General features: G+C 69.5%; 19 protein-coding genes. 7 read left to right on the top strand and 12 right to left on the bottom strand.

Annotation, left to right across the window (positions count from 1 at the left end; translation table 11 throughout):
• The first annotated feature begins 119 nt into the window (after positions 1 to 119).
• Genes tkt through pgl form a run of 5 tightly spaced genes read left to right on the top strand, consistent with a single transcriptional unit; the run spans position 120 to position 6763 of the window.
• Positions 120 to 2207, top strand: coding sequence for a transketolase (tkt, locus tag OG746_RS31540; RefSeq protein WP_266720883.1), 2088 nt, complete (start codon positions 120 to 122; stop codon positions 2205 to 2207).
• Between the two features lie 34 nt (positions 2208 to 2241).
• On the top strand, positions 2242 to 3360 hold the full coding sequence (gene tal, locus OG746_RS31535) for a transaldolase (RefSeq protein WP_266720881.1): 1119 nt from the start codon (positions 2242 to 2244) through the stop codon (positions 3358 to 3360).
• 4 nt (positions 3361 to 3364) lie between these two features.
• Positions 3365 to 4900 (top strand): glucose-6-phosphate dehydrogenase, encoded by a 1536-nt coding sequence (zwf, locus tag OG746_RS31530; RefSeq protein ID WP_266720879.1) that lies wholly within the window; start codon positions 3365 to 3367, stop codon positions 4898 to 4900.
• Positions 4897 to 5973 (top strand): glucose-6-phosphate dehydrogenase assembly protein OpcA, encoded by a 1077-nt coding sequence (gene opcA, locus OG746_RS31525; protein ID WP_266720877.1) that lies wholly within the window; start codon positions 4897 to 4899, stop codon positions 5971 to 5973. Before zwf ends, opcA begins: the two co-directional genes overlap by 4 nt.
• A 10-nt stretch (positions 5974 to 5983) precedes the next feature.
• Complete coding sequence (pgl, locus tag OG746_RS31520) at positions 5984 to 6763, top strand: 6-phosphogluconolactonase (RefSeq protein ID WP_266720875.1); 780 nt, start codon at positions 5984 to 5986, stop codon at positions 6761 to 6763.
• Between the two features lie 63 nt (positions 6764 to 6826).
• Here the strand turns inward: pgl and OG746_RS31515 are convergent, their stop codons facing one another.
• From OG746_RS31515 to uvrC, 12 genes are all read right to left on the bottom strand, one after another.
• Positions 6827 to 7048 carry a DUF2087 domain-containing protein gene (locus tag OG746_RS31515; protein ID WP_266725553.1) on the bottom strand — a complete coding sequence of 74 codons (222 nt, stop codon included), beginning with the start codon at positions 7046 to 7048 and terminating at the stop codon, positions 6827 to 6829.
• Positions 7049 to 7381: 333 nt separating this feature from the next.
• On the bottom strand, positions 7382 to 9037 hold the full coding sequence (gene pgi / locus OG746_RS31510) for a glucose-6-phosphate isomerase (protein ID WP_266720874.1): 1656 nt from the start codon (positions 9035 to 9037) through the stop codon (positions 7382 to 7384).
• A 159-nt stretch (positions 9038 to 9196) separates the two neighbouring features.
• Positions 9197 to 9532, bottom strand: a complete 336-nt coding sequence (locus OG746_RS31505; RefSeq protein WP_266720873.1) for an RNA polymerase-binding protein RbpA — start codon at positions 9530 to 9532, stop codon at positions 9197 to 9199.
• A 230-nt stretch (positions 9533 to 9762) separates the two neighbouring features.
• Positions 9763 to 9993, bottom strand: coding sequence for a preprotein translocase subunit SecG (gene secG, locus OG746_RS31500; RefSeq protein ID WP_266720871.1), 231 nt, complete (start codon positions 9991 to 9993; stop codon positions 9763 to 9765).
• 118 nt (positions 9994 to 10111) lie between these two features.
• Positions 10112 to 10867 (bottom strand): triose-phosphate isomerase, encoded by a 756-nt coding sequence (gene tpiA, locus OG746_RS31495; protein ID WP_266725552.1) that lies wholly within the window; start codon positions 10865 to 10867, stop codon positions 10112 to 10114.
• 39 nt (positions 10868 to 10906) lie between these two features.
• Complete coding sequence (locus OG746_RS31490; RefSeq protein WP_266720869.1) at positions 10907 to 12118, bottom strand: phosphoglycerate kinase; 1212 nt, start codon at positions 12116 to 12118, stop codon at positions 10907 to 10909.
• 168 nt (positions 12119 to 12286) lie between these two features.
• The gene (gap, locus tag OG746_RS31485) at positions 12287 to 13294 is read right to left on the bottom strand and encodes a type I glyceraldehyde-3-phosphate dehydrogenase (protein WP_266720867.1); all 1008 of its coding nucleotides are present in this window, start codon (positions 13292 to 13294) and stop codon (positions 12287 to 12289) included.
• A gap of 193 nt (positions 13295 to 13487) precedes the next feature.
• A complete protein-coding gene (locus OG746_RS31480) occupies positions 13488 to 16424 on the bottom strand; it encodes a M14 family metallopeptidase (RefSeq protein ID WP_266720865.1) in 2937 nt (978 codons plus the stop codon).
• A 209-nt stretch (positions 16425 to 16633) separates the two neighbouring features.
• A complete protein-coding gene (gene whiA, locus OG746_RS31475; RefSeq protein WP_266720863.1) occupies positions 16634 to 17659 on the bottom strand; it encodes a DNA-binding protein WhiA in 1026 nt (341 codons plus the stop codon).
• A complete protein-coding gene (locus tag OG746_RS31470) occupies positions 17650 to 18687 on the bottom strand; it encodes a gluconeogenesis factor YvcK family protein (RefSeq protein WP_266720861.1) in 1038 nt (345 codons plus the stop codon). The genes whiA and OG746_RS31470 overlap by 10 nt, the downstream gene beginning before the upstream one ends.
• The gene (rapZ, locus tag OG746_RS31465) at positions 18684 to 19793 is read right to left on the bottom strand and encodes an RNase adapter RapZ (protein ID WP_266720859.1); all 1110 of its coding nucleotides are present in this window, start codon (positions 19791 to 19793) and stop codon (positions 18684 to 18686) included. Before rapZ ends, OG746_RS31470 begins: the two co-directional genes overlap by 4 nt.
• Positions 19790 to 21859 carry an excinuclease ABC subunit UvrC gene (gene uvrC / locus OG746_RS31460; RefSeq protein WP_266720857.1) on the bottom strand — a complete coding sequence of 690 codons (2070 nt, stop codon included), beginning with the start codon at positions 21857 to 21859 and terminating at the stop codon, positions 19790 to 19792. The genes rapZ and uvrC overlap by 4 nt, the downstream gene beginning before the upstream one ends.
• Positions 21860 to 22021: 162 nt before the next feature.
• On the opposite strand from uvrC, the gene OG746_RS31455 reads away from it, so the two are divergent.
• Together OG746_RS31455 and OG746_RS31450 are read left to right on the top strand one after the other, a co-directional pair.
• Positions 22022 to 22972, top strand: a complete 951-nt coding sequence (locus OG746_RS31455) for a hypothetical protein (protein ID WP_266725551.1) — start codon at positions 22022 to 22024, stop codon at positions 22970 to 22972.
• A 216-nt stretch (positions 22973 to 23188) separates the two neighbouring features.
• Entirely contained in the window at positions 23189 to 24127 is a 939-nt protein-coding gene (locus OG746_RS31450) for a carbohydrate kinase family protein (protein WP_266720855.1), read from the top strand.
• The last annotated feature ends 53 nt before the right edge of the window (positions 24128 to 24180 follow it).

Below are 24180 nucleotides of genomic sequence, written 5' to 3'. Positions count from 1 at the left end.
AGACTCCCGGCAGTCTGGAATGACTCGAAAAAAAGCACGTTCAAGCGAGGGTAGGCTCGACAACGGCTGGTGACAGACGTCACCGGCATGAGACATGTGGAGAGGAGCCCTGACCCAGGGTGAGCACCAAGCCGACCACCACAGACTTCGAGTGGACCGATGTGGACCAGCGGGCCGTGGACACCGCTCGCGTCCTGGCCGCCGACGCCGTACAGAAGGTCGGCAACGGCCATCCCGGTACGGCGATGAGCCTGGCCCCGGCCGCGTACACCCTCTTCCAGAAGGTGATGCGGCACGACCCGGCGGACGCCGACTGGGTCGGGCGGGACCGTTTCGTCCTGTCCGCGGGTCACTCGTCCCTGACCCTTTACATCCAGCTCTACCTGGCCGGCTTCGGCCTGGAGCTGGACGACCTGAAGGCGTTCCGTACCTGGGGCTCCAAGACGCCGGGCCACCCGGAGTACGGGCACACCACCGGTGTGGAGACCACCACGGGGCCGCTCGGCCAGGGTGTCGCCAACGCGGTGGGCATGGCCATGGCCGCCCGCTACGAGCGCGGCCTGTTCGACCCCGAGGCCGCTGCGGGCGAGAGCCCCTTCGACCACTACATCTACGCGATCGCCGGTGACGGCTGCCTTCAGGAGGGCATCTCCTCCGAGGCGTCGTCCATGGCCGGGCACCAGCAGCTCGGCAACCTGATCCTGCTGTGGGACGACAACCACATCTCGATCGAGGGCGACACCGAGACCGCGGTCTCCGAGGACACCTGCAAGCGCTACGAGGCCTACGGCTGGCACGTCCAGCGCGTCGAGCCGAAGGCCGACGGCGACCTCGACCCCGAGGCCGTCCACAACGCCATCGAGGCCGCCAAGGCCGTGACGGACAAGCCGTCCTTCATCGCCCTGCGCTCGATCATCGCCTGGCCCGCCCCGAACGCGCAGAACACCGAGGCCGCGCACGGCTCGGCGCTCGGCGACGACGAGGTGGCCGCCACCAAGCGCGTCCTCGGCTTCGACCCGGAGAAGTCCTTCGAGGTCTCCGACGAGGTCATCAGCCACACGCGCGGCGCCCTGGAGCGCGGCGCGCAGGCGAAGGCCGAGTGGAGCAAGCAGCTCGCCGAGTGGCGCAACGCCAACCCGGAGCGGGCCGCCGAGTTCGACCGCATCAACGCGGGCGAGCTGCCGGCCGGCTGGGAGGAGAAGCTCCCTGTCTTCGAGACCGGCAAGGGCGTCGCCACCCGTGCCGCCTCCGGCAAGGTGCTGCAGGCGCTCGGCGCTGTGATCCCCGAGCTGTGGGGCGGCTCCGCCGACCTCGCGGGCTCGAACAACACGACGATCGACAAGACGTCGTCATTCCTGCCCGCCGGGAACCCGCTGCCGGAGGCCGACCCGTACGGCCGCACGATCCACTTCGGTATCCGTGAGCACTCGATGGCCGCGGAGATGAACGGCATCGCGCTGCACGGCCACACGCGCATCTACGGCGGCACCTTCCTGGTGTTCTCCGACTACATGCGCAACGCCGTGCGCCTGTCGGCCCTCATGTCGCTGCCCGTCACCTACGTGTGGACGCACGACTCCGTCGGTCTCGGTGAGGACGGCCCGACGCACCAGCCCGTCGAGCACCTCGCGTCGCTGCGCGCCATCCCCGGCCTCAACGTCGTCCGCCCCGCGGACGCCAACGAGACGGCGATCGCCTGGCGCGAGATCCTCAAGCGCGGCAAGAAGGAGTACGAGGTCTCGCACCCGCACGGCCTGTCGCTGACCCGCCAGGGTGTGCCGACGTACGAGGCCAACGAGGACACCGTCAAGGGCGGCTACGTCCTCGTCGAGGCCTCCAAGGCCACGCCGGACCTGATCCTGATCGCCACCGGCTCCGAGGTGCACGTGGCCGTCGAGGCCCGCGAGCAGCTGGAGGCCGAGGGCATCGCCACCCGCGTCGTCTCGATGCCGTGTGTCGAGTGGTTCGACGAGCAGGAGCAGGGGTACCGGGACAGCGTCCTGCCGCCCGCCGTGAAGGCGCGCGTCGCCGTCGAGGCCGGGATCGGTCTGACCTGGCACCGCTTCGTCGGTGACGCCGGTCGCATCGTTTCGCTGGAGCACTTCGGCGCGTCCGCCGACGGCAAGGTCCTCTTCAAGGAGTTCGGCTTCACCGCGGAGAACGTGGCAGCCAAGGCCAAGGAATCTCTCGCCGCGGCCAAGCGCTGACGCCCATACACGACCTGTAGGAGATGCAATTTCCATGACAGACGCACTCAAGCGCCTCTCCGAAGAAGGCGTCGCGATCTGGCTGGACGACCTGTCGCGCAAGCGGATCACGTCCGGCAACCTCGCCGAACTGATCGACGAGCAGCACGTCGTGGGCGTCACCACCAACCCGTCGATCTTCCAGAAGGCGATCTCCAGCGGTGACGGTTACGAGCAGCAGCTCGCCGACCTCGCCGCCCGCAAGGTCACCGTCGAAGAGGCGATCCGCATGATCACGACGGCGGACGTCCGTGACGCCGCCGACATCCTGCGCCCGGACTTCGACGCGACGGGCGGCCAGGACGGCCGCGTGTCGATCGAGGTCGACCCGCGCCTGGCGCACAACACCAAGGCGACGGTCGCCGAGGCCCGCCAGCTCGCGTGGCTGGTGGACCGGCCGAACACGCTGATCAAGATCCCGGCGACCAAGGCGGGCCTGCCCGCGATCACCGAGACGATCGGCAACGGCATCAGCGTCAACGTCACGCTGATCTTCTCCCTCGAGCGCTACCGCGAGGTCATGGACGCCTACCTCGCCGGCCTGGAGAAGGCGAAGGCCAAGGGCCTGGACCTGTCGACGATCCACTCGGTCGCCTCGTTCTTCGTGTCCCGCGTGGACGCCGAGATCGACAAGCGGATCGACGCCCTCGGCACGGACGACGCCAAGGCGGCGCGCGGCAAGGCCGCCCTCGCCAACGCCCGGCTCGCCTACGAGGCGTACGAAGAGGTGTTCGGCAGCGACCGCTGGGCCGCGCTCGACAAGGCGCAGGCCAACAAGCAGCGTCCGCTGTGGGCCTCGACCGGCGTCAAGGACAAGGCGTACAAGGACACCCTGTACGTCGACGACCTGGTCGCTCCCGGCACGGTGAACACCATGCCGGAGGCCACCCTGGAGGCGACGGCCGACCACGGCCAGATCACCGGCAACACGATCGCGGGCACGTACGACCAGTCCCGCAAGGAGATCGAGGCCGTCGAGAAGCTGGGGATCTCGTACGACGAGGTCGTGCAGCTCCTGGAGGACGAGGGCGTCGAGAAGTTCGAGGCGGCCTGGAACGACCTGCTGAAGTCGACCGAGGCGGAGCTCAAGCGCCTCGCCCCCTCGGAGGGCTGATCCCTTGACCGCACACGGAGCGAACAACAATCCGCTCCGTGACGCCGCCGACCGACGGCTCCCGCGCATCGCGGGGCCGTCGGGCCTGGTGATTTTCGGCGTTACGGGCGATTTGTCACGTAAGAAGCTGATGCCCGCTGTTTACGACCTGGCGAACCGGGGTCTCCTCCCGCCCGGCTTCTCGCTCATCGGGTTCGCCCGTCGCGAGTGGCAGGACGAGGACTTCGCGCAGGAAGTGCACGACGCGGTCAAGCAGCACGCGCGCACGCCGTTTCGCGAGGAGGTCTGGCAGCAGCTCATCCAGGGGATGCGCTTCGTCCAGGGCAACTTCGACGACGACGACGCGTTCGAGAACCTCAAGTCGACCATCAACGACCTGGACAAGTCGCAGGGCACGGGCGGCAACTTCGCGTTCTACCTCTCCGTACCCCCCAAGTTCTTCCCGAACGTGGTCCAGCAGCTGAAGAAGCACGGCCTCGCGGACGCGCCCGACGGCTCCTGGCGGCGCGCCGTCATCGAGAAGCCCTTCGGCCACGACCTCGCCTCCGCCCAGGACCTCAACGCGATCGTGCACGAGGTGTTCGACCCGGACCAGGTGTTCCGGATCGACCACTACCTCGGCAAGGAGACCGTCCAGAACATCCTGGCGCTGCGCTTCGCCAACCAGATGTTCGAGCCGATCTGGAACCGGTCGTACGTCGACCACATCCAGATCACGATGGCCGAGGACATCGGCATCGGCGGCCGCGCCGGCTACTACGACGGCATCGGCGCCGCCCGTGACGTCATCCAGAACCACCTGCTCCAGCTGATGGCGCTGACCGCCATGGAGGAGCCCGCCTCCTTCGACGCGGACGCGCTCGTCGCCGAGAAGGCCAAGGTGCTGGGCGCCGTGAAGCTGCCGAAGGACATCGGCAAGGACACGGTGTTCGCGCAGTACGCGGCCGGGTGGCAGGGCGGCGAGAAGGCCGTCGGCTACCTCCAGGAAGACGGCATCGACCCGAAGTCGAAGACCGACACCTACGCGGCCGTCAAGTTGGAGGTGGACAACCGCCGTTGGGCGGGCGTGCCCTTCTATCTGCGGACCGGTAAGCGTCTTGGGCGTCGCGTCACCGAGATCGCCGTCGTCTTCCAGCGGGCGCCGCACTCCCCCTTCGACCACACGGCGACGGAGGAGCTGGGGCAGAACGCGATCGTGATCCGCGTCCAGCCGGACGAGGGCATCACGGTCCGCTTCGGCTCGAAGGTGCCGGGCACGTCGATGGAGATCCGGGACGTCTCGATGGACTTCGCCTACGGCGAGTCCTTCACCGAGTCGAGCCCCGAGGCGTACGAACGGCTCATCCTGGACGTCCTGTTGGGCGACGCCAACCTCTTCCCGCGCACGGAGGAGGTCGAGCTGTCCTGGAACATCCTCGACCCGATCGAGGGCTACTGGGACAAGCACGGCAAGCCCGCGCAGTACCCGTCCGGCACGTGGGGGCCCGCCGAGGCGGACGAAATGCTCGCACGAGACGGACGGAGCTGGCGGCGCCCATGAAGATCGACCTGACGGACACCACGTCCAGCAAGATCAACAAGGCCCTCGTGAAGGGGCGCCGGGCGATCGGCACCCCCGCCGTCGGCATGGTGCTGACCCTCGTCATCGTCACCGACGAGGAGAACGCCTACGACGCCCTGAAGGCCGCCAACGAGGCCTCGCGCGAGCACCCCTCGCGCACCCTCGTGGTCATCAAGCGCGTCTCGCGCTCCCCTCGCGACCGTACGAAGTCCCGGCTCGACGCCGAGGTTCGCGTGGGCGCCGAGGCGGGCACCGGCGAGACCGTCGTCCTGCGCCTGTACGGCGAGGTCATCAACCACGCCCAGTCGGTCGTCCTGCCGCTGCTGCTGCCGGACGCCCCGACGGTGGTGTGGTGGCCCGTGGACGCGCCGCTGGACCCCGCGAACGACCCGCTGGGCGCCCTGGCCCAGCGCCGCGTCACGGACACGTACGCGGCCGAGCAGCCGGTTCACGAGCTGGAGGCCAGGGCCGAGTCCTACGCCCCCGGGGACACCGATCTGTCGTGGACCCGGATCACGCCGTGGCGCTCGATGCTGGCCGCCGCGCTCGACCAGGTGACCTGCGACGTCACCTCGGTCGAGGTCGAGGGCGAGGAGTTCAACCCGAGCTGCGAGCTGCTCGCGATGTGGCTCGCGGACCGGCTCGACGTCCCGGTGCGGCGCAGCCTGTCGGCGGGGCCCGGGCTCACCGGCGTACGCCTGGAGTCCACCTGCGGCCCGATCGTCCTCGACCGGGCCGACGGCACCCTCGCCACGCTCTCCATCCAGGGCCAGCCGGACCGCGCGGTCGCGCTCAAGCGCCGCGAGACGTCCGAGCTGATCGCGGAGGAGCTGCGCCGGCTCGACCCGGACGACACGTACGCGGCCGCGCTGCGGTTCGGCGTGGACCGGCTGGGCGAGCCCGAGGACCAGAAGACGGTGCCGGAGTCGGTGTCGTCGGCAGCCTCGGCCGCTCCGGCGGCGGCGTCCGCCCAGAAGGCGGCCGCGAAGAAGGCACCGGCCAAGAAGGCCCCTGCCAAAAAGGCTCCGGCCAAGAAGGCAACGACGAAGTGAGCGCAGACAAGTGAGTGCAGCACCCCAACTCGTCGTCCACCGCGACAAGGAGCTGATGGCGCAGGCGGCCGCGGCCCGGCTGATCACCAAGATCGTCGACGCCCAGTCCGCCCGCGGCTCCGCCTCCGTCGTCCTGACGGGCGGCCGCAACGGCAACGGCCTGCTGGCCGCGCTGAAGACGGCGCCCGCCCGGGACGCGATCGACTGGGGCAGGCTCGACCTGTGGTGGGGTGACGAGCGCTTCCTGCCGGACGGCGACCCCGAGCGCAACTACACGCAGGCGAAGGAGGCGCTGCTCGACGCGGTGCCGCTCGACCCCGCGCGCGTGCACCCCATGCCCGCGTCGGACGGGCCCTTCGAGGTGGAGGCCGCTGCCGAGGCGTACGCGGCCGAGCTCGCGAACGCCGCGGGCCCCGAGGACCACGGCCCCGTGCCGACCTTCGACGTCCTGATGCTCGGCGTCGGCCCGGACACGCACGTCGCGTCGCTCTTCCCCGAGCTTCCGGCGGTCCGCGAGACGGAGCGCACGGTCGTCGGCGTGCACGGAGCCCCCAAGCCCCCGCCCACCCGCACCACGCTCACGCTCCCGGCGATCCGGGCCGCGCGCGAGGTGTGGCTGCTGGCCGCGGGCGAGGACAAGGCGAAGGCCGCGGCGATCGCGCTGTCCGGCGCGGGCGAGATCCAGGCCCCTGCCGCGGGGGCGTACGGCCGCTCGCGCACGCTGTGGCTGCTGGACGCGGCCGCGGCGTCGCAGCTGCCGCCGGAGCTGTATCCGCCGGCCGTCTCGTAACAACGGCTGCTCGTCACAGCGGCTTACGTAGTCGAAGGCCCCGCTTCTTTAAGAAGTGGGGCCTTACGCGTACTGCGGCACCCGGTAGTCGGAACCGTCGTTCTCCCGTACGAGGAGGCCGTCCGTGACGCAGTAGCGGCGCAGCGCCGCCGTGTCGTCGTGGACCGTACGCAGCGCCTCGTTGACCTCGCGCTCGCTGTAGGTGCGCTCGGCGTCGAAGAGGGTGCCCGTGAGGTGCACCAGGAGTTCATGGCGGACGGCGGGCCGTACCGGTATGGCCGTCAGCCTGCCCCGGGAGAAGAATCCCGTGAGGTGACGCGGAACGCCCGTGGTGGGCTCGGGGGTCCTGTGGCGGCGGAAGACTTCGGGTCCCGCCCGCAACGAGCCGTCGTCGAGGCGCTCGACGAGGCCGGCGCCGATCAGCTTGCCGAGGTGCTTGCGGGCCACCGGGGAGTCGGCCTCGCGCGGCGGCAGGTCGTCGAGGACGATGCGCGCGTAAAGCCTGAGTCGTTCGGGGTCGGCGAGCGCCGACATGAGCTGATCCACAGGGTGCCTCCCGGCAGGGTCACGGACGGGCAGTCTCACCCGCCGGAAGGACTTTGCGCACCCCAATAATGATTAACGACCCCGCAGCTCCCGGTACTTCGCGACCAGCGCCTGCGTCGACGTGTCGAGCCCCGGTACGTCCTCGCCCTCGGTGAGCGCCGGCTCCACGCGCTTGGCGAGCACCTTGCCGAGTTCGACGCCCCACTGGTCGAAGGAGTCGATGTTCCAGACGGCGCCCTGCACGAACACCTTGTGCTCGTAGAGGGCGACCAACTGCCCGAGCACGGACGGCGTGAGGTCCTTCGCGAAGATCGTGGTCGTCGGGTGGTTGCCCTTGAACGTCTTGTGCGGCACCAGCTCCTCGGGCACCCCCTCGGCGCGCACCTCGTCGGGCGTCTTGCCGAACGCGAGCGCCTGGGTCTGCGCGAAGAAGTTGGCCATGAGGAGGTCGTGCTGGGCGACGAGCCCCGGCAGCAGATCGGCGACGGGCTCGGCGAAGCCGATGAAGTCCGCCGGGATCAACTTCGTTCCCTGGTGGATGAGTTGGTAGTACGCGTGCTGCCCGTTCGTGCCCGGCGTGCCCCACACCACGGGGCCGGTCTGCCAGCCGACCTCCTCGCCGTTCCTCTGCACGTACTTGCCGTTCGACTCCATGTCGAGCTGCTGGAGGTACGCCGTGAACTTGGAGAGGTAGTGCGAGTACGGCAGCACGGCGTGCGACTGGGCGTCGTGGAAGTTGCCGTACCAGATGCCCAACAGGCCCATCAGCAGAGGGACGTTGGACTCGGCGGGCGCCGTGCGGAAGTGCTCGTCGACGAGGTGGAATCCGTCGAGCATCTCGCGGAAGCGGTCGGGACCGATCGCGATCATCAGCGCCAGGCCAATCGCGGAGTCATACGAATAACGTCCGCCGACCCAGTCCCAGAACTCGAACATGTTGTCCGTGTCGATGCCGAACTCCGACACCTTCTCGGCGTTCGTCGAAAGCGCCACGAAGTGCTTGGCGACGGCTTCCTGACTGGCCCTCAGCTCGGTGAGCAGCCAGTCGCGCGCGGACGTCGCGTTGGTGATCGTCTCGATGGTGGTGAAGGTCTTCGAGGCGATGACGAACAGCGTCTCGGCCGGGTCCAGGTCCCGTACGGCCTCGTGCAGATCGGCCCCGTCGACGTTCGACACGAAGCGGACGGTGAGGTCGCGGTCGGCGAAGGAGCGCAGCACCTCGTACGCCATCGCGGGCCCGAGGTCGGAGCCGCCGATGCCGATGTTGACGACGTTCCTGATCCGCTTGCCGGTGTGCCCGGTCCACTCCCCCGACCTGACGCGGTCGGCGAAGGCGGCCATCTTGTCGAGCACGGCGTGCACGCCCGGCACCACGTTCTCGCCGTCGACCTCGATCACGGCGTCCCGCGGGGCGCGCAGCGCGGTGTGCAGGACGGCGCGGTCCTCGGTCGTATTGATCTTGTCGCCACGGAACATGGCGTCGCGCAGGCCGAACACATCGGTCGCGGCGGCCAGCTCGCGCAGCAGCCGCAGCGTCTCGTCGGCGACCAGGTGCTTGGAGTAGTCGACGTGCAGGTCACCGACCCGCAGCGTCCAGTCGGACCCGCGCGCGGGATCGGCCTCGAACAACTCCCGCAGCTGTACGTCGCCCAGCTGCTCCCGGTGCTTGACGAGCGCCTGCCATTCGGGCGTCTGGGTGAGTGCTGTCTGCTTGTCGGACGCGTTCATCTCGAACTTCAGCCTTCTCTCGTACCTGCGTACGTACGGTGCCCCGCTGCTCCCGTCCAACCTAATTGATCAGGGTGAATCGGGCCTTTCCGCGGCCACACGAAAGAGGTACGAGAAAGGGCCGGGCACCTTCTCAAGTGCCCGGCCCTTTTCGGCCGGTCAGATCTCGCCCCGCAGTTTCGCGAGCGCCTCGGCGAGGATGGCCTCGCCGTCCGCGTCGCTGCGCCGCTCGCGCACGTAGGCCAGATGCGTCTTGTACGGCTCCGTACGCGGCGGGGCCGGCGGGCTGTCCCGGTCCTGCCCGGCAGGGAAGCCGCAGCGCGGACAGTCCCAGGTCTCCGGCACCTGCGCGTCGGAGGCGAAGCTCGGCTGCGTCTCGTGCCCGTTCGAGCACCAGAAGGAGATGCGCAGGCGCGGCGCGGACTCGCCGCGCTCGGCCTCGCCCATCGGCCCCGCCCCGACCCGACTTCCTCGGATCGCGTTGCCACTTGCCACGGTCGTAACTCCCTGCGTGATGGTGCCGCGAAGCGTGTCGGCGTTCGCGCTTCGCCGCGGAGCGCCTCAGTCTACGTAAGGCCCAACGCGCGTCCAGTGCTTGGAGTTACATCGCTCCCCAGACGCAAGCCCCATGATAGGCCGCGTTGTTGAGCGCGTACCGAACATGGGGCTTTACGTGGGAGATATGCGGTTGTGACGGGCCGGCCCGAAGGACCGGGGCCCAAAAATTACCTGTTGATCTTCATCAGAATGCCGAGCACCACGATGCACGCGAACCACAGGAGACCGATCACGATCGTGATCCGGTCGAGGTTCCGCTCGGCGACCGAGGAGCCACCGACCGAGGACTGCATGCCGCCACCGAACATGTCGGAGAGGCCGCCACCCTTTCCCTTGTGCATGAGCACCAGGAGCATCAGCAGCAGGCTGAAGACGATCAGGGCGATCGAGAACCCCATAACCACGGCTGGACCAACTTCCTCGGAACTTTTCGGACGACGGGGCCGAAGCTCGGTATAGAGCTACGGCCCCGCCAGGGTACGACGTATGGCGGCTAGCGCCTACTCGCTGCTCGTGTCACTGCTCGTGGAAGCGAACGATCTTGACGAACTCGTCGGCGTCCAGCGAGGCGCCGCCGATCAGCGCGCCGTCGATGTCGGGCTTGGACATGATCTCCGCGACGTTGCCGGACTTCACCGAGCCGCCGTACTGGATGCGGACCTTGTCGGCGACGTCCTGCGAGTACAGCTCGGCGAGCTTGCCGCGGATCGCCGCGCAGACCTCCTGCGCGTCGTCGGCGCCGCACACCTTGCCGGTGCCGATGGCCCACACGGGCTCGTACGCGATGACGATGGTCTCGGCCTGCTCGGCGGGCAGGTCCTTGAGGCCGCCCTCGACCTGGCCGAGCGTGTGGGAGACGTGGTTGCCCGCCTCGCGGACGTCCAGCTCCTCACCGACGCACAGGATCGGCGTCAGGCCGTGCTTGTACGCGGCCTTCACCTTGCCGTTGACGATCTCGTCGGTCTCGTCGTGGTACTGCCGGCGCTCCGAGTGGCCGATCGCCACGAAGGTGCACTTGAGCTTGGCGAGCATCGGGCCGGAGATCTCACCGGTGTACGCGCCGGAGTCGTGCGCCGAGAGGTCCTGGGCGCCGTACTTGATCTTGAGCTTGTCGCCGTCGACCAGCGTCTGCACGGAGCGCAGGTCGGTGAACGGCGGAAGGACGGCGACCTCGACGGAGTCGTAGTCCTTGTCCGCGAGAGCGAAGGCGAGCTTCTGGACGTGCGCGATGGCCTCGAGGTGGTTGAGGTTCATCTTCCAGTTGCCCGCCATCAGCGGCGTGCGGCCCTGTACGGGAGCAGTCATGCGGGGTCAGTCCTCCAGTGCGGCGAGACCGGGCAGCGTCTTGCCCTCGAGGTACTCGAGGGAGGCGCCACCGCCGGTCGAGATGTGGCCGAATGCCTTCTCGTCGAAGCCCAGCGTACGGACCGCCGCGGCGGAGTCTCCGCCACCCACGACGGTGAAGCCGGGAGCGTCGATGAGGGCCTGGGCGACCGCCTTGGTGCCCTCGGCGTAGTCGGGGTGCTCGAAGACGCCCATCGGGCCGTTCCAGAACACGGTCTCGGCGTCGACGAGCTTCGAGGCGTACAGCTTGCGGGTCTCGGGGCCGATGTCCAGGCCCTCCTGGTCGGCCGGGATGGCGTCCGCGGCGACGGTGGTGGGGTTGGCCGGGGCCTTGGTCTTGAGGTCCGGGAACTCGCCCGAGACCAGGACGTCGACCGGGAGCACGAGCTCCACGCCGTTCTTCTCGGCGCGCTCCATGTACTCGGTGACGGTCGGGAGCTGGTCCTCCTGGAGGAGCGAGATGCCGACCTCGTAGCCCTTGGCCTTGAGGAAGGTGTACGCCATGCCGCCGCCGATGAGGAGGCGGTCGGCCTTGCCGAGCAGCTGGTCGATGACGGCCAGCTTGTCGGAGACCTTGGCGCCGCCGAGCGCGACCACGTAGGGGCGCTTGACGTCGTCGGTGAGCTTCTTGAGGACGCCGACCTCGGTGGCGATGAGGAACCCGGCGTAGTGCGGAAGCCGCTTCGGCAGGTCATACACGGAGGCGTGCTTGCGGTGCACGGCGCCGAAACCGTCGCCTACGTAGACGTCGGCAAGGTTCGCGAGCTGCTCGGCGAAGTCGCCGCGCTCTGCGTCGTCCTTGCTCGTCTCGCCGGCGTTGAAGCGCAGGTTCTCGATGACGGCGACCTGGCCGGGCTCCAGGCCGTCCACGGCCTCGTTGGCCGCGGGGCCGACCGTGTCCTGGGCGAAGGCGACCGGCTTGCCGAGCAGTTCGCCGAGGCGCTCGGCGGCGGGCAGCAGGGAGAACTGCGGGTCCGGGGCGCCCTTCGGACGGCCCAGGTGGGAGGCGACGATCACCTTGGCGCCCGCGTCGGCCAGGGCCTTGACGGTGGGCAGGACGGCGCGGATGCGGCCGTCGTCGGTGATGAGGCCGTCGGCCAGCGGCACGTTGAGGTCGGCGCGGACGAACACCCGCTTCCCGTCGACCCCTTCGGCGAGAAGTTCCTCAATCGTCTTCATGGATGGGCTCCTTGAGAGGGCTGGTCGTGCACGTTCTTGAGAGGGCGAGCCTCGAAGGCTGAACCGTGGCGGCTGACGCGCGAAGGGTCCGGACTGTCGCGCGGCATCGCGCGGGTCCGGACCCTTCGCTCACATCTGAGTGCCTTGCTGCTCCAGAACCTTAGAGGTTCAGAGCTGGCCGCCGACGAAGACCGTGAGGTCGACGAGACGGTTGGAGTAGCCCCACTCGTTGTCGTACCAGCCGAGGATCTTCACCGAGTTGCCCTCCTGGACCATGGTCAGGGAGGAGTCGAAGGTGCAGGAGGCCGGCTCGCCGACGATGTCCGAGGACACGATCGGGTCCTCGGTGTAGTACAGGATGCCCTTGAGCTCGCCGTCCGCGGCCTTCTTGAACGCGGCGTTGACCTCTTCCTTGGTGGTCTCGCGCTGCAGCTCCACGACCAGGTCGGTGGCCGAGCCGGTCGGGACCGGGACGCGCATCGCGATGCCGTCGAGCTTGCCCTTGAGCTGCGGCAGGACCAGAGCGGTGGCCTTGGCGGCGCCCGTCGTGGTCGGAATGATGTTCTCCGCGGCGGCACGCGCGCGACGCAGGTCGCTGTGCGGGAAGTCCAGGATCCGCTGGTCGTTCGTGTACGCGTGAACCGTCGTCATCAGGCCACGGTTGATGCCGAAGTTCTCGTCGAGAACCTTCGCCATCGGCGCCACACAGTTGGTGGTGCACGACGCGTTCGAGATGACGTGGTGGTTCGCCGGGTCGTACTGGTCCTGGTTGACGCCCATCACGATGGTGATGTCCTCGTCCTTGGCCGGAGCCGAGATGAGGACCTTCTTGGCGCCGCCGGCGATGTGCTTCTCGGCGTCGGCCTTCTTCGTGAAGATGCCCGTGGACTCGATCACGATGTCGACACCGAGCTGGCCCCACGGGATGTCGGAGGGGTTGCGCTCGGACAGCACCTTGATGGTGTGGCCGTCGACCGTGATGGTGTCCTCGGTGTGCGACACCTCGGCCTTGAGGCGGCCCAGGATGGTGTCGTACTTCAGAAGGTGTGCGGTGGTCGCGGTGTCACCCAGGTCGTTGACAGCAACGATCTCGATGTCTGCACCCTGGTCAAGAAGGGCGCGGAAATAATTGCGACCGATGCGGCCAAAGCCGTTGATGCCTACGCGGATCGTCACGAACCGATCTCCTCGTTGGTACGCCGGAGTATCGACGCCGGCGAGATTTATTTGGGATGTCCCCGACCGCCTCCGACCCTACCTCCCATAAGCGCTCGGGGTGACATCGAGCGACTCCATGCAGGACACAGCGACCCGTACTCGTGAGTAACGTACGGGTCGCCGTGTATTTCGGGGGTAATTCAGACCCCGATCAGTCGCTAATTGAGCGCAGGGCCTTTCTGATGAGCGCATTTCTGTCGGCTGTCGCGGTGACGTGTTCCAGACCGAATCCGAGGAGCACGGTGTCCGGCGTGCTGATCGCCCCGTAGGTCGTGAACAGGTCCTTGGCGAGCGCCCAGTCCTTCACGGCGGGCGGGCTGCCCGCGGGCGGTCCGGGGACGCTCCAGACGCCCAGGGACGTCTCGAAGCCCTCGGTGTCGGTGGCCTGTCCCCCGATGACGACGGAGGCGTTGTCGGCGCGCACGCCCTCGCCGCCGGTGCCGGGGTCACTCACGTAACTCAGGGACACCTCGACGGACTTGCCGGCGTAGGCGCTCAGGTCGTACGTGACCGTCTTCCAGTCGTCCGAGGAGCCGGTGAGGCTGTTCCACTGCCCGGAGGTACCGGTGTTGCCGCAGGCGGCGCCGCCCGGTGTCAGGTAGCGGGTGAGCGCCGGGTGGTCCTCCAGGAAGAAGCCGGCCTCGCACTCGGTGGGCACCTTGTTCGAGGTCAGACCGTCCTTGTCCGGCAGGGTCGTCCAGTCCTCCGCACCGGTCGTGTGCGCCTCCAGGAGCACGTGGTCGTAGCCCGGTTCGGTGTCCCACAGGAGTTGCATCCGCAGGGACGGCTGCTGGGCCGCGGTGACCCCGGTGAGGTCGACGGTGCGGGTCAGACGCTTGTACGCGTCGTCCGTGTGGACGGCGGCCGCCATGCCCGCACCCTCGTACTGGCCGGCTCCCGCACTCTTGAACTTCGGCAGGGTCGCGGAGGTCGCCTCGTACAGGCCCGCGCCGTTCAGCGGGTTGCCGGGGGCGTCGCCGAGGGACGCGGCGATGCCTTCGAGGGCGCCGGAGCCGTCGAATCGGGTCGCCACAGGGGCGGCCGTACGCGAGTAGGCGCCCAGGTAGTACTGGCTGAAGTCGTTCGTCGTGGTGTCGCCGATGTCGACGGAGCCGCCCGCCTTCTCGCCGGCCTCGACGAGCTTGCCGCCCTCGTTCAGGTAGTCGCGTATGGCGAGTTGAGTGGCGAGGGCCGGACGGTCGGCGCTCGTGTAGTGGACGACCGCCTTGAAGTGGCCGAGGACGGCGAGGGGGTCGGGAGCGCCCTGCTTCGCGACGTTCCAGACGGCCGCGGAGTGGCCCGCAGCCTTGAGCGCAGCTACGTAGGCGGCCGATTGCACACCTGCGGCGTCGTTCTCCGCGACGACAAGAGTGTCGCCCTTGTCGCGTGCGGCGACGCTGTAGGTGAAGTGCTCGCTACTTGTGCGCTTTCCGGATTTCGTCCGTCCCGTGAACCACACCTCTACCTTGTCGCCGACATCGGCGTCCTCGACCTCCGCCCTATAGGCGTCGAAGTGCAGATTGTCTTCGCCGCCGTAGGTCTCGCCGCCCTTCCAGGCGCGCAATTTCTCATCGTGCGAACGGCCGCCATTGACGCGGTAGTTCAGCTCCTTGTCGGACACGGACTTCCGCGCGGTCACGGAGACTTCCTGGTCGCCACCGCGGGCGTACGAAGTCGTGAACTTCGCCGGGGTGAAGTCGGGCGCCTCCATGCCGACCGAGGACGACGGCTGGTCCGGGTGCGAGGCGGTCTCGGCGACCGACATCGCGAAGGGGATGTTCTTCTGGAACTCGGCCTGGATGAGCTTCTCGTCGTCCGGGAACGTGAAGACCGACGCGCAGTCGGCGGCGTTCCACGCGTCATTGGGGTCGACGTTCGACGCGGTCTGGCAGGTGCTCATCTCCGGCGTGAACATCGAGACGCCGTTGACGTTGCCCGCGTGCCCGTCGGCCTCGCCGTTCGTCGTGTACAGCTCCGAGGAGACCTGCGGGTGGTAGCCGGGGATCGCGGACTTCTCCGGGGTGCCGGCGAGCGCCTTGTAGAGCACGTCGTCCGGGGTCGGTGTGGCGACCTGCCAGCCCACTCCGTAGAGCAGCAGCTCGGCGGCCGAGTGGTAGTTGATGGCGTAGTCGAAGCCGACGCGCTTCTCGAAGGCGTCGACGGCCTTGGTCTCCGGCTCGGAGTTCGGGCTCGCGCCACGGTAGGTCTGGTTGGCGGGTTCGGGGGACGAACCCTCGTCGTCGTAGCCCCACTTGTAGGCGAAGTTGCGGTTGAGGTCGACGCCGTCGCCGGTGGTGTACTTGCCGTCGCCGTTGTTGTCGCGCATGTTCTTGCGCCACTGGCGGTTGGCGGCGTCCTTGAACGTCCAGTCGTAGCCGTCGGGGTTGGCGGAGAGGACGAACCACATCTCCGTGGAGTCGACGAGCTTCTTGATGCGCGCGTCCTTGGAGTAGTTGTCCACGTAGTGGTGCATCAGGCGGCGGGTCATCTCCGGGGTGATCCACTCGCGCGCGTGCTGGTTCGACATGTAGAGCACGGACGGCTTCGCGCCGTCCTTGACCTTCTTGGCGCCCTTGCTGAGCTTGAGCGCGAGGATGTCCTGGCCCTGGAGCGTCTTGCCGATGGAGACGACCTTGGTGAGGTCGGGGTGCTCCTGGCCGGTGCGGAGGATCTCCTCCTGGAGGCCGCCCGTGCCGCTGTACGGGCGGAAGACGCCGTCACCGGCGGCCTTCACGCGGGACGTGGCCTTGGCGGTCAGCTTGTGCTCGGTGAGCTCGACGCCCTTCTTACGAAGGCCGTCTGCCTGCTTGTCGGTGAGGTAGACCTCGACCTTCGAAGTGCCCTTGTCGGGCGCCTGCTCGCCGAGTTCGTGGCCGTCCTGGCCGGCCTGGAGGAGCAGCGGTATCTGCTCCTTCGACACGTCGGCGCGGAACACCTTGACGGCGTCCGCGCCTGGACTGTCCTTCGCCGGGCCGTTGTCCGCGTAGGCGACGGGTGCCAGTGCGGCGCCTCCCACCCCCAGAACAAGCGCTCCGACAGCGAGGATCGATCTCGCTCTTCGTCCCGCTCTTCCTGCTCTTCGACGCATGAGCCCCCCTTGCAGTTGTCTGCCACGGTTGTGGCGTGATGCCGCAGAAGCGAACAAGCGTCAGAATCGTGACAGTTCATGGTCAAGTCAAGGGGGCCTCAACTCCCGTTCGCGGACGCGGAAAAGCCGGTGGCGGCGCCCGGGATCGGGCGCCGCCACCGGCTTTTCGGAGCTGTCGTGCGGATCAGCTCACCATGTTGTCGTGCGGATCAGCCCACCATGTTCTGCGCGAGGCTCTCCGCCATCTCCTCCGTCATCTCCTCCGCCATGTCCTCCGTGATGTTGGACTCCGTGCCGGGGATGCCGAGGTCCTGGGCCCGCTTGTCCGCCATGGCCAGCAGGCGGCGAATGCGGCCCGCGACGGCGTCCTTGGTCAGCGGCGGGTCCGCGAGCGCGCCCAGCTCTTCCAGGGAGGCCTGCTTGTGGTCCATGCGCAGGCGGCCCGCGGCGGCGAGGTGCTCGGGCACGTCGTCGGCGAGGATCTCCAGGGCGCGCTGCACCCGGGCGCCGGCCGCGACCGCGGCGCGGGCCGAGCGGCGCAGGTTCGCGTCGTCGAAGTTCGCGAGGCGGTTCGCCGTGGCGCGGACCTCGCGGCGCATCCGCCGCTCCTCCCAGGCGAGCACCGACTCGTGCGCTCCCATGCGGGTGAGGAGCGCGCCGATCGCGTCGCCGTCGCGCACCACCACGCGGTCCACGCCGCGCACCTCACGGGCCTTGCTCGCGATCTGCAGCCTGCGGGCGGCGCCGACCAGGGCGAGCGCCGCCTCCGGGCCCGGGCACGTCACCTCGAGCGAGCTGGAGCGCCCCGGCTCGGTGAGCGAGCCGTGCGCCAGGAAAGCGCCGCGCCAGGCCGCCTCCGCGTCACAGGTGGCCCCCGAGACCACCTGCGGCGGCAGGCCCCGGATCGGACGGCCGCGGCCGTCCACCAGGCCCGTCTGGCGGGCCAGCTGGTCGCCGCCCGCCACCACTCGTACAACGAACCGCGAGCCGCGGCGCAGCCCGCCGGGCGCCATCACGATCAGCTCCGAGCTGTGCCCGAAGATCTCGAGAATGTCCCGCTTGAGCCGCCGTGCGGCCATCGCGGTGTCCAGCTCCGCCTCGATCACGATGCGGCCGCTCACCAGGTGAAGGCCGCCCGCAAACCGCAGAATGGCCGAGACCTCGGCCTTCCTGCAGCAGGTCCGGGTGACGGGAAGCCGGGAGATCTCGTCCTTCACCGCTGCCGTCATCGCCATGGGCCGATCCTTCCATGCATCCGAAAAATACGGTCGTACGCGGCGGCCAACAGCTCCGGGTCGTGCCTCGGAGTGCCGTCGGGCCTGGCCACCGGCGCCAGCTCGACCGCGGCACCGAAACGCTCCTTGGCGGAGTCGATGAGCTCTTCGCGGTCGGGCACGGCGGCCTCGTCGGCCAGCACCACGTCCAGGGCGAGTTTAGGTGCGTGTCGTCCCAAAACTTCCAAATGACGCTGCGGGGAGAACCCCTCAGTTTCTCCGGGTTGCGGCGCGAGGTTCAGCGAGAGGACCTTGCGGGCCTTCGTCTCGACCAGCGCGTCGAGCAGCTCCGGGACCAGCAGATGCGGAATCACGGAGGAGAACCAGGAGCCCGGGCCCAGCACCACCCAGTCCGCGTCGAGCACCGCGGCGACCGCCTCCGGGACGGCCGGCGGATCGCGCGGCACCACGTGGACGGACTGGACCTCGCCGCGGGTGAGCGCGACCGTCGCCTGACCGCGCACGGTCTCGATGTCGTCCGGGCGTGTCGGATCGTGCCCCTTCACCAGTGCCTGGAGTTCCAGCGGGACGGCGGACATGGGCAGCACACGGCCCTGCGCGCCGAGCAGCTTGCCGACCAGGTCCAGGGCCTGCACATGATCGCCGAGCTGCTCCCACAGGGCGACGATCAGCAGATTGCCGACCGCGTGCTCGTGCAGCTCGCCCTTGGACTGGAAGCGGTGCTGGATGACGCGGGCCCAGGTCTGGCCCCAGTCGTCGTCCCCGCACAGGGCCGCGAGGGCCTTGCGCAGGTCACCGGGCGGCAGCACGCCCAGTTCGTCGCGCAGGCGGCCACTGGAGCCCCCGTCGTCGGCGACCGTGACGACGGCCGTGAGGTTGTTCGTGATGCGGCGCAGCGCGGCCAGGGACGCCGACAGGCCCATGCCGCCGCCCAGGGCCACCACCTTCGGGGTGGCGCCCTTGCCCGGCTTCACCGGCGAGGTCCTGCGGCGGATCCTGCTGGTGAGCCGCAGGGTACGTCCCGTCATTCCCGTCCCATGTCGCGGTGGACGACCACGGTCTCCACGCCCTGCGCGGCGAGGCGGGCGGCGAGCTTCTCCGACGTCGCGACGGAGCGGTGCTTGCCGCCCGTACAGCCGACGGCGATCGTCACGTAGCGCTTGCCCTCACGGCGGTAGCCCGCGGCGATCAGCTGGAGCAGCTCGGTATAGCGGTCGAGGAACTCCTTGGCGCTGGGCTGCGAGAAGACGTAGTTCGAGACCTCTTCGTTGAGCCCGGTGAAGGGGCGCAGCTCGGGGACCCAGTGCGGGTTCGGCAGGAAGCGCATGTCGACCACGAGGTCGGCGTCGACCGGCAGGCCGTACTTGAAGCCGAACGACATGACGGTGGCCCGCAGCTCGGGCTCCTCGTCGCCGGCGAACTGGGCGTCCATCTTGGCGCGCAGTTCGTGGACATTGAGGCTGGAGGTGTCGATGACCAGGTCCGCGTCGCCCCGCAGCTCGCGCAGCAGCTCGCGCTCGGCGTCGATGCCGTCGACGATGCGGCCGTCGCCCTGGAGGGGGTGCGGACGGCGCACGGACTCGAAGCGGCGCACCAGGGCCTCGTCGGAGGACTCCAGGAAGACGATGCGCCGCGTGACGTGCTTGGCCTCCAGGTCCGCGAGGGACTGCCGGAGGTTGTCGAAGAAGCGCCGTCCCCGTACGTCGACGACGACCGCGATCCGCGCCACGTTGCCCTGCGAGCGGGCGCCGAGCTCCACCATGGTGGGGATCAGTGCGGGCGGCAGGTTGTCGACGACGAACCAGCCGAGGTCCTCCAGGCACTTCGCTGCCGTGGAGCGGCCCGCGCCGGACATCCCGGAGATGATCACGAGCTCGGGGATGGCGGCGTCGGGGACACCCGGCGCCTCGGCGGTCTTGCCGGCTCCCGCTCCGGTGTCCGAGTCCGCGCCCGTGGCGGTGTCCGAGTCCGCGCCCGTGCCCGCGCCTGGTTCCGTACCTGGTTCTGTCCCTGATCCGGTGCCCGTGCTCACTTGTGCTCCGTGCTGTGGTTGCGGCTGTTCCTGTGCTGCGGGGCCCTCTGGCGTGCCGCTGGTGTCGCTGGTGTCGCTGCTCTCGTGGTCCTGCTCGCTCATGACTCCTGCCCCCGTCGTTCTTCCGGGGCACCCGCGCTGACGGGGTCCCCGCCGGTCGGCACGTCCGTCGTGCCGTCCTCGTCTTCCATGATCTCTCCGGTGGCCGTGTTCACCGCGGGCGCAGCGGGTGCGGCCTTGGCGAAGGCCACCACGATGGCCTCGGCCGTCTTGCGGCCTATGCCGGGGACCTCGCAGATCTGGTCGATGGTGGCGGCCCGCAGCCGCTTCACCGACCCGAAGTGCTTGAGCAGTGCCTGCTTGCGCGAGTCCCCGAGCCCCTGCACATCGTCCAGCGGGCCCGCCCTGAAGCGCTTGGCCCGCTTGCTGCGCTGGTAGGTGATCGCGAAGCGGTGCGCCTCGTCGCGGACGCGCTGGAGCAGATAGAGCCCTTCGCTGGTCCGGGGAAGGACGACCGGGTCCTCCTCGTCCGGCACCCAGACCTCTTCGAGGCGCTTGGCGAGGCCGCACACCGCGATGTCGTCGATGCCGAGCTCGTCCAGGGCCCGCTTGGCCGCCGCGACCTGCGGCTGGCCGCCGTCGACCACCACGAGCTGCGGCGGGTAGGCGAACTTCTTGGGCCGGCCGTCCTCCTCCGTGAGGCGCGACTCCTCGACCACCGTCTCCTCGCCCGCGTCCGGCTCCTCGTCGGACCAGTCGCGGGACTTCTCCTGAGCGGCAAGGTAGCGCTTGAAGCGGCGGGTGATGACCTCGTGCATGGAACGGACGTCGTCCTGTCCCTCGAAGCCCTTGATCTCGAAGCGGCGGTACTCGCTCTTGCGGGCAAGACCGTCCTCGAAGACGACCATGGAGGCCACGACGTCGTCACCCTGGAGGTGCGAGATGTCGTAGCACTCGATCCGCAGCGGAGCGCCGTCCAGGTCGAGGGCGCCGGCGATCTCCTCCAGCGCGCGCGAGCGCGTGGTGAGGTCGGAGGCGCGCTTCGTCTTGTGCAGGACGAGCGACTGCTGCGCGTTCCTGTGGACCGTCTCCATGAGCGCCTTCTTGTCGCCCCGCTGCGGGATACGCAGCGACACGTTCGCCCCGCGGCGCTCCGTGAGCCAGGCCTGGACGGGCTCCAGGGGGTCGGGCAGCGCGGGGACGAGGACCTCCTTGGGGACGGCGTCCCCGGTCTCCTCCCCGTAGAGCTGCTGCAACGCGTGCTCGACGAGGTCACCGCTGGTGACCGCCTCGACCTTGTCGGTGACCCAGCCGCGCTGGCCGCGCACGCGTCCGCCGCGCACATGGAAGATCTGGACGGCCGCCTCCAGCTCGTCCTCGGCCAGGGCGATCAGGTCGGCGTCGGTGGCGTCGGTGAGGACGACCGCGCTCTTCTCCATGGCCTTCTTGAGCGCCTCGACGTCGTCGCGCAGGCGGGCCGCCCGCTCGTACTCCATCTCGTCGGCGGCCGCGGCCATGTCCTTCTCCAGGCGCCGGATGTACGTCCCCGTACGCCCCGCCATGAAGTCGCAGAATTCCTCGGCCAGTTCGCGGTGCTCGTCGGGCGTGACGCGGCCCACACAGGGCGCCGAGCACTTGCCGATGTAGCCCAGCAGGCAGGGGCGGCCGGTGCGCTCCGCGTTCTTGAACACGCCCTTGGAGCAGGTGCGTACCGGGAAGACGCGCAGGAGCAGGTCCACGGTGTCGCGGATCGCCCACGCGTGCCCGTACGGACCGAAGTAGCGCACGCCCTTCTTCTTCTGGCCGCGCATCACCTGGACCCGCGGGAAGTCCTCGTTCATCGTCACCGCGAGGTACGGGTAGCTCTTGTCGTCGCGGTACTTGACGTTGAACCGGGGGTCGTACTCCTTGATCCAGGAGTACTCCAGCTGCAGCGCCTCGACCTCCGTGGACACCACCGTCCACTCCACGGACGCGGCCGTGGTGACCATCGTGCGCGTACGGGGGTGCAGGTTCGCCAGGTCCTGGAAGTAGTTCGCCAGGCGCTGGCGCAGGCTTTTCGCCTTCCCGACGTAGATCACCCGGCGGTGCTCGTCGCGGAACCTGTACACCCCTGGAGAGTCGGGGATCTGTCCCGGCTTGGGGCGGTAGCTGGAGGGGTCGGCCATGTCAGACACCCTACTGGCGGTGTGTGACAGTTCGGGGTGCCCGGCGGCGGTGGCGCCGGGCACCCCGAAGTCTTGTCGGGGGCTGGGCGGCACGCTTCAATGCCGGGTGACTTGTTCCCAGTGGCGGCCCGCGGGCGCAGCGCGCACAAGCAGGAGGCCCGGATGCGGCTCGGCGAACGACAAGTGAACGCGGCACAGGCACCGGACCTGGCGGGAGCCCTGCGCTCCGGCCCGTTCCACAGCGCCCTGCGGGCCGCGATCATCGCCCGGCAACTGCCGCTGCACCGCGTACGGCACCATCTGGCCCGCCGAGGCGTCACCATCGGCCTCACCAGCCTGAGTTACTGGCAGCAGGGCGCGCGGCGGCCACAGCGTCCGGAGTCGATGCGGGCGGTGCGCGCCCTGGAGGAGATCCTCGAACTGCCCGAGGAATCGCTGATCCGGCTGCTCGGCCCGGTTCCCGAAGCGGCCGTGCCCAAGCGCCCGGCGACCCGCTCGTACCGGTCGCTCATCGAGGCGTCCGGGGCCGTCGAGCGGCTGCTCGCGGAGCTGGAGACCCCGCTGGACGGCGGGCTGCACACCGTCGGGCACCACGAGCGGGTGCGGATCGGCGCGCACCGGCAGCTCCAGGGCAGGGACTCGCAGCAGATCGTGCGGGCGCACCGCGACGGCGTGGACCGTTATATGGCCATCCACCATGGCGCCCCGGGGTGTTCCCCGGCGGATGTGGCGGTGTACGCCATGGAGAACTGCCGTACGGGGCGGGTGCGTTGGGACGACGGGACGGGCGTCCTGGTCGCGGAGCTGCTCTTCGACGCGCGGCTGCGGGCCGGCGACACCCATATGTTCCAGTACGGCTTCGAGGACGGGACGGCCAGGTCCGCCACCGAGTACGTCCGCGGGTTCGGCTCCGCCGGAGGGCAGTACGCGCTCCAGGTCCGGTTCGCGGACGACACGCTGCCCGTGCGCTGCCACCGCTTCGTCCAGCGGTCGGCCGCGGGCCCGCGCGACGGCCGCCACGAACTCGCCCTGAGCGGCCCCCACCGGTCGGTGCACATGGTGGAGCCGCAGGTGCGGGCGGGCCTTGTGGGCATCGGGTGGGATTGGGAGTGAGGAGCCGGAAGTGCTGGGGCCGGGTGTGATGGGACTGGGAGTACTGGGTCCGGGAGTGGATCGTGCCCGGATGCAGGGCGTACGTGCCCGGGTCCGCGGCGTGCCTGCCCGGTTCGCGTGAGGCGGGTGCCGCGCCCGGCGTGAGGCTCTAGCGTCGACGTGAACAGCGGGCCCCACCACACCCGCCGCACGCCCGCCCGCCCGAAAGGAAGCACCGTGATTGTCGTCGCCGGAGAGGCACTGATCGACCTCGTCCCACAGGGCGTGCCCACCGACGGCGGACCCGTCACCGAGCTGCCCGCCCTCGCCCCGCGGCTCGGCGGCGGCCCGTACAACACGGCGGTGGCACTCGGCCGCCTCGGCTCGTCCGTGGCGTTCTGCTCGCGGGTGTCGCGGGACGCCTTCGGGGAGGCCCTGCTCGGCGGCCTGCGGACGGCCGGGGTGGATGTGTCCCCGGTGCAGCGGGGCGACGAGCCGACGACGCTCGCCGTGGCCTCGATCGGGGCCGACGGCTCCGCCGGGTACTCCTTCTACGTGGAGGGGACCGCCGACCGGCTCTTCACGGTGCCCGAGGCACTACCGGCGGGCACGCGCGCGGTGTCGTTCGGCACCTGCTCGCTGGCGCTCGAACCGGGCGCCACCGCGTATGAGGACGTGATGCGCTCGGCCGCCGCGCAGGGCCTGTGCACGGCGCTCGACCCGAACATCCGGGCCGGCCTGATCCCGGACGCGGACGCCTACCGGGCCCGCTTCAAGAGCTGGCTCGCGTCGACGACGCTGCTGAAGCTCTCAGAGGAGGACGCCGAGTGGCTGGGCGGCACCCCGCAGGAGTGGCTGGCCGCGGGGCCCGCCGCCGTGGTGATCACGCGCGGCGGGGAGGGGCTCACCGCGCTCACGCGGGACGGGGGCGAGTACTCGGTGCCGGGCGAGCGGGTCGACGTCGTGGACACGATCGGCGCCGGTGACACCGTCAACGCCGCGCTGCTGCACGGGCTTTCGCGCCAGGACGCCCTCTCCCCCGCCGGGATCGCCGGGCTCGGCGGCGACGACTGGTCCCGGCTGCTGCGGTTCGCCGCGCGGGCGGCGGCGGTCACCTGCTCACGGGCGGGCGCGGAGCCGCCCTACGCCACCGAACTGGTGGGTCCTGCCTGGTGAGGACCGGGGTCCCGCCTGACGAGGGTCAGGGTCTCGCCTGGTGAGGACCGGCC

Origin of the sequence: Streptomyces sp. NBC_01016 (assembly GCF_026341035.1) — a bacterium.
Taxonomy (GTDB): domain Bacteria; phylum Actinomycetota; class Actinomycetes; order Streptomycetales; family Streptomycetaceae; genus Streptomyces.
Note: the sequence above shows the minus strand (reverse complement) of the source record. Positions and strands in the feature narration are given on the sequence as shown.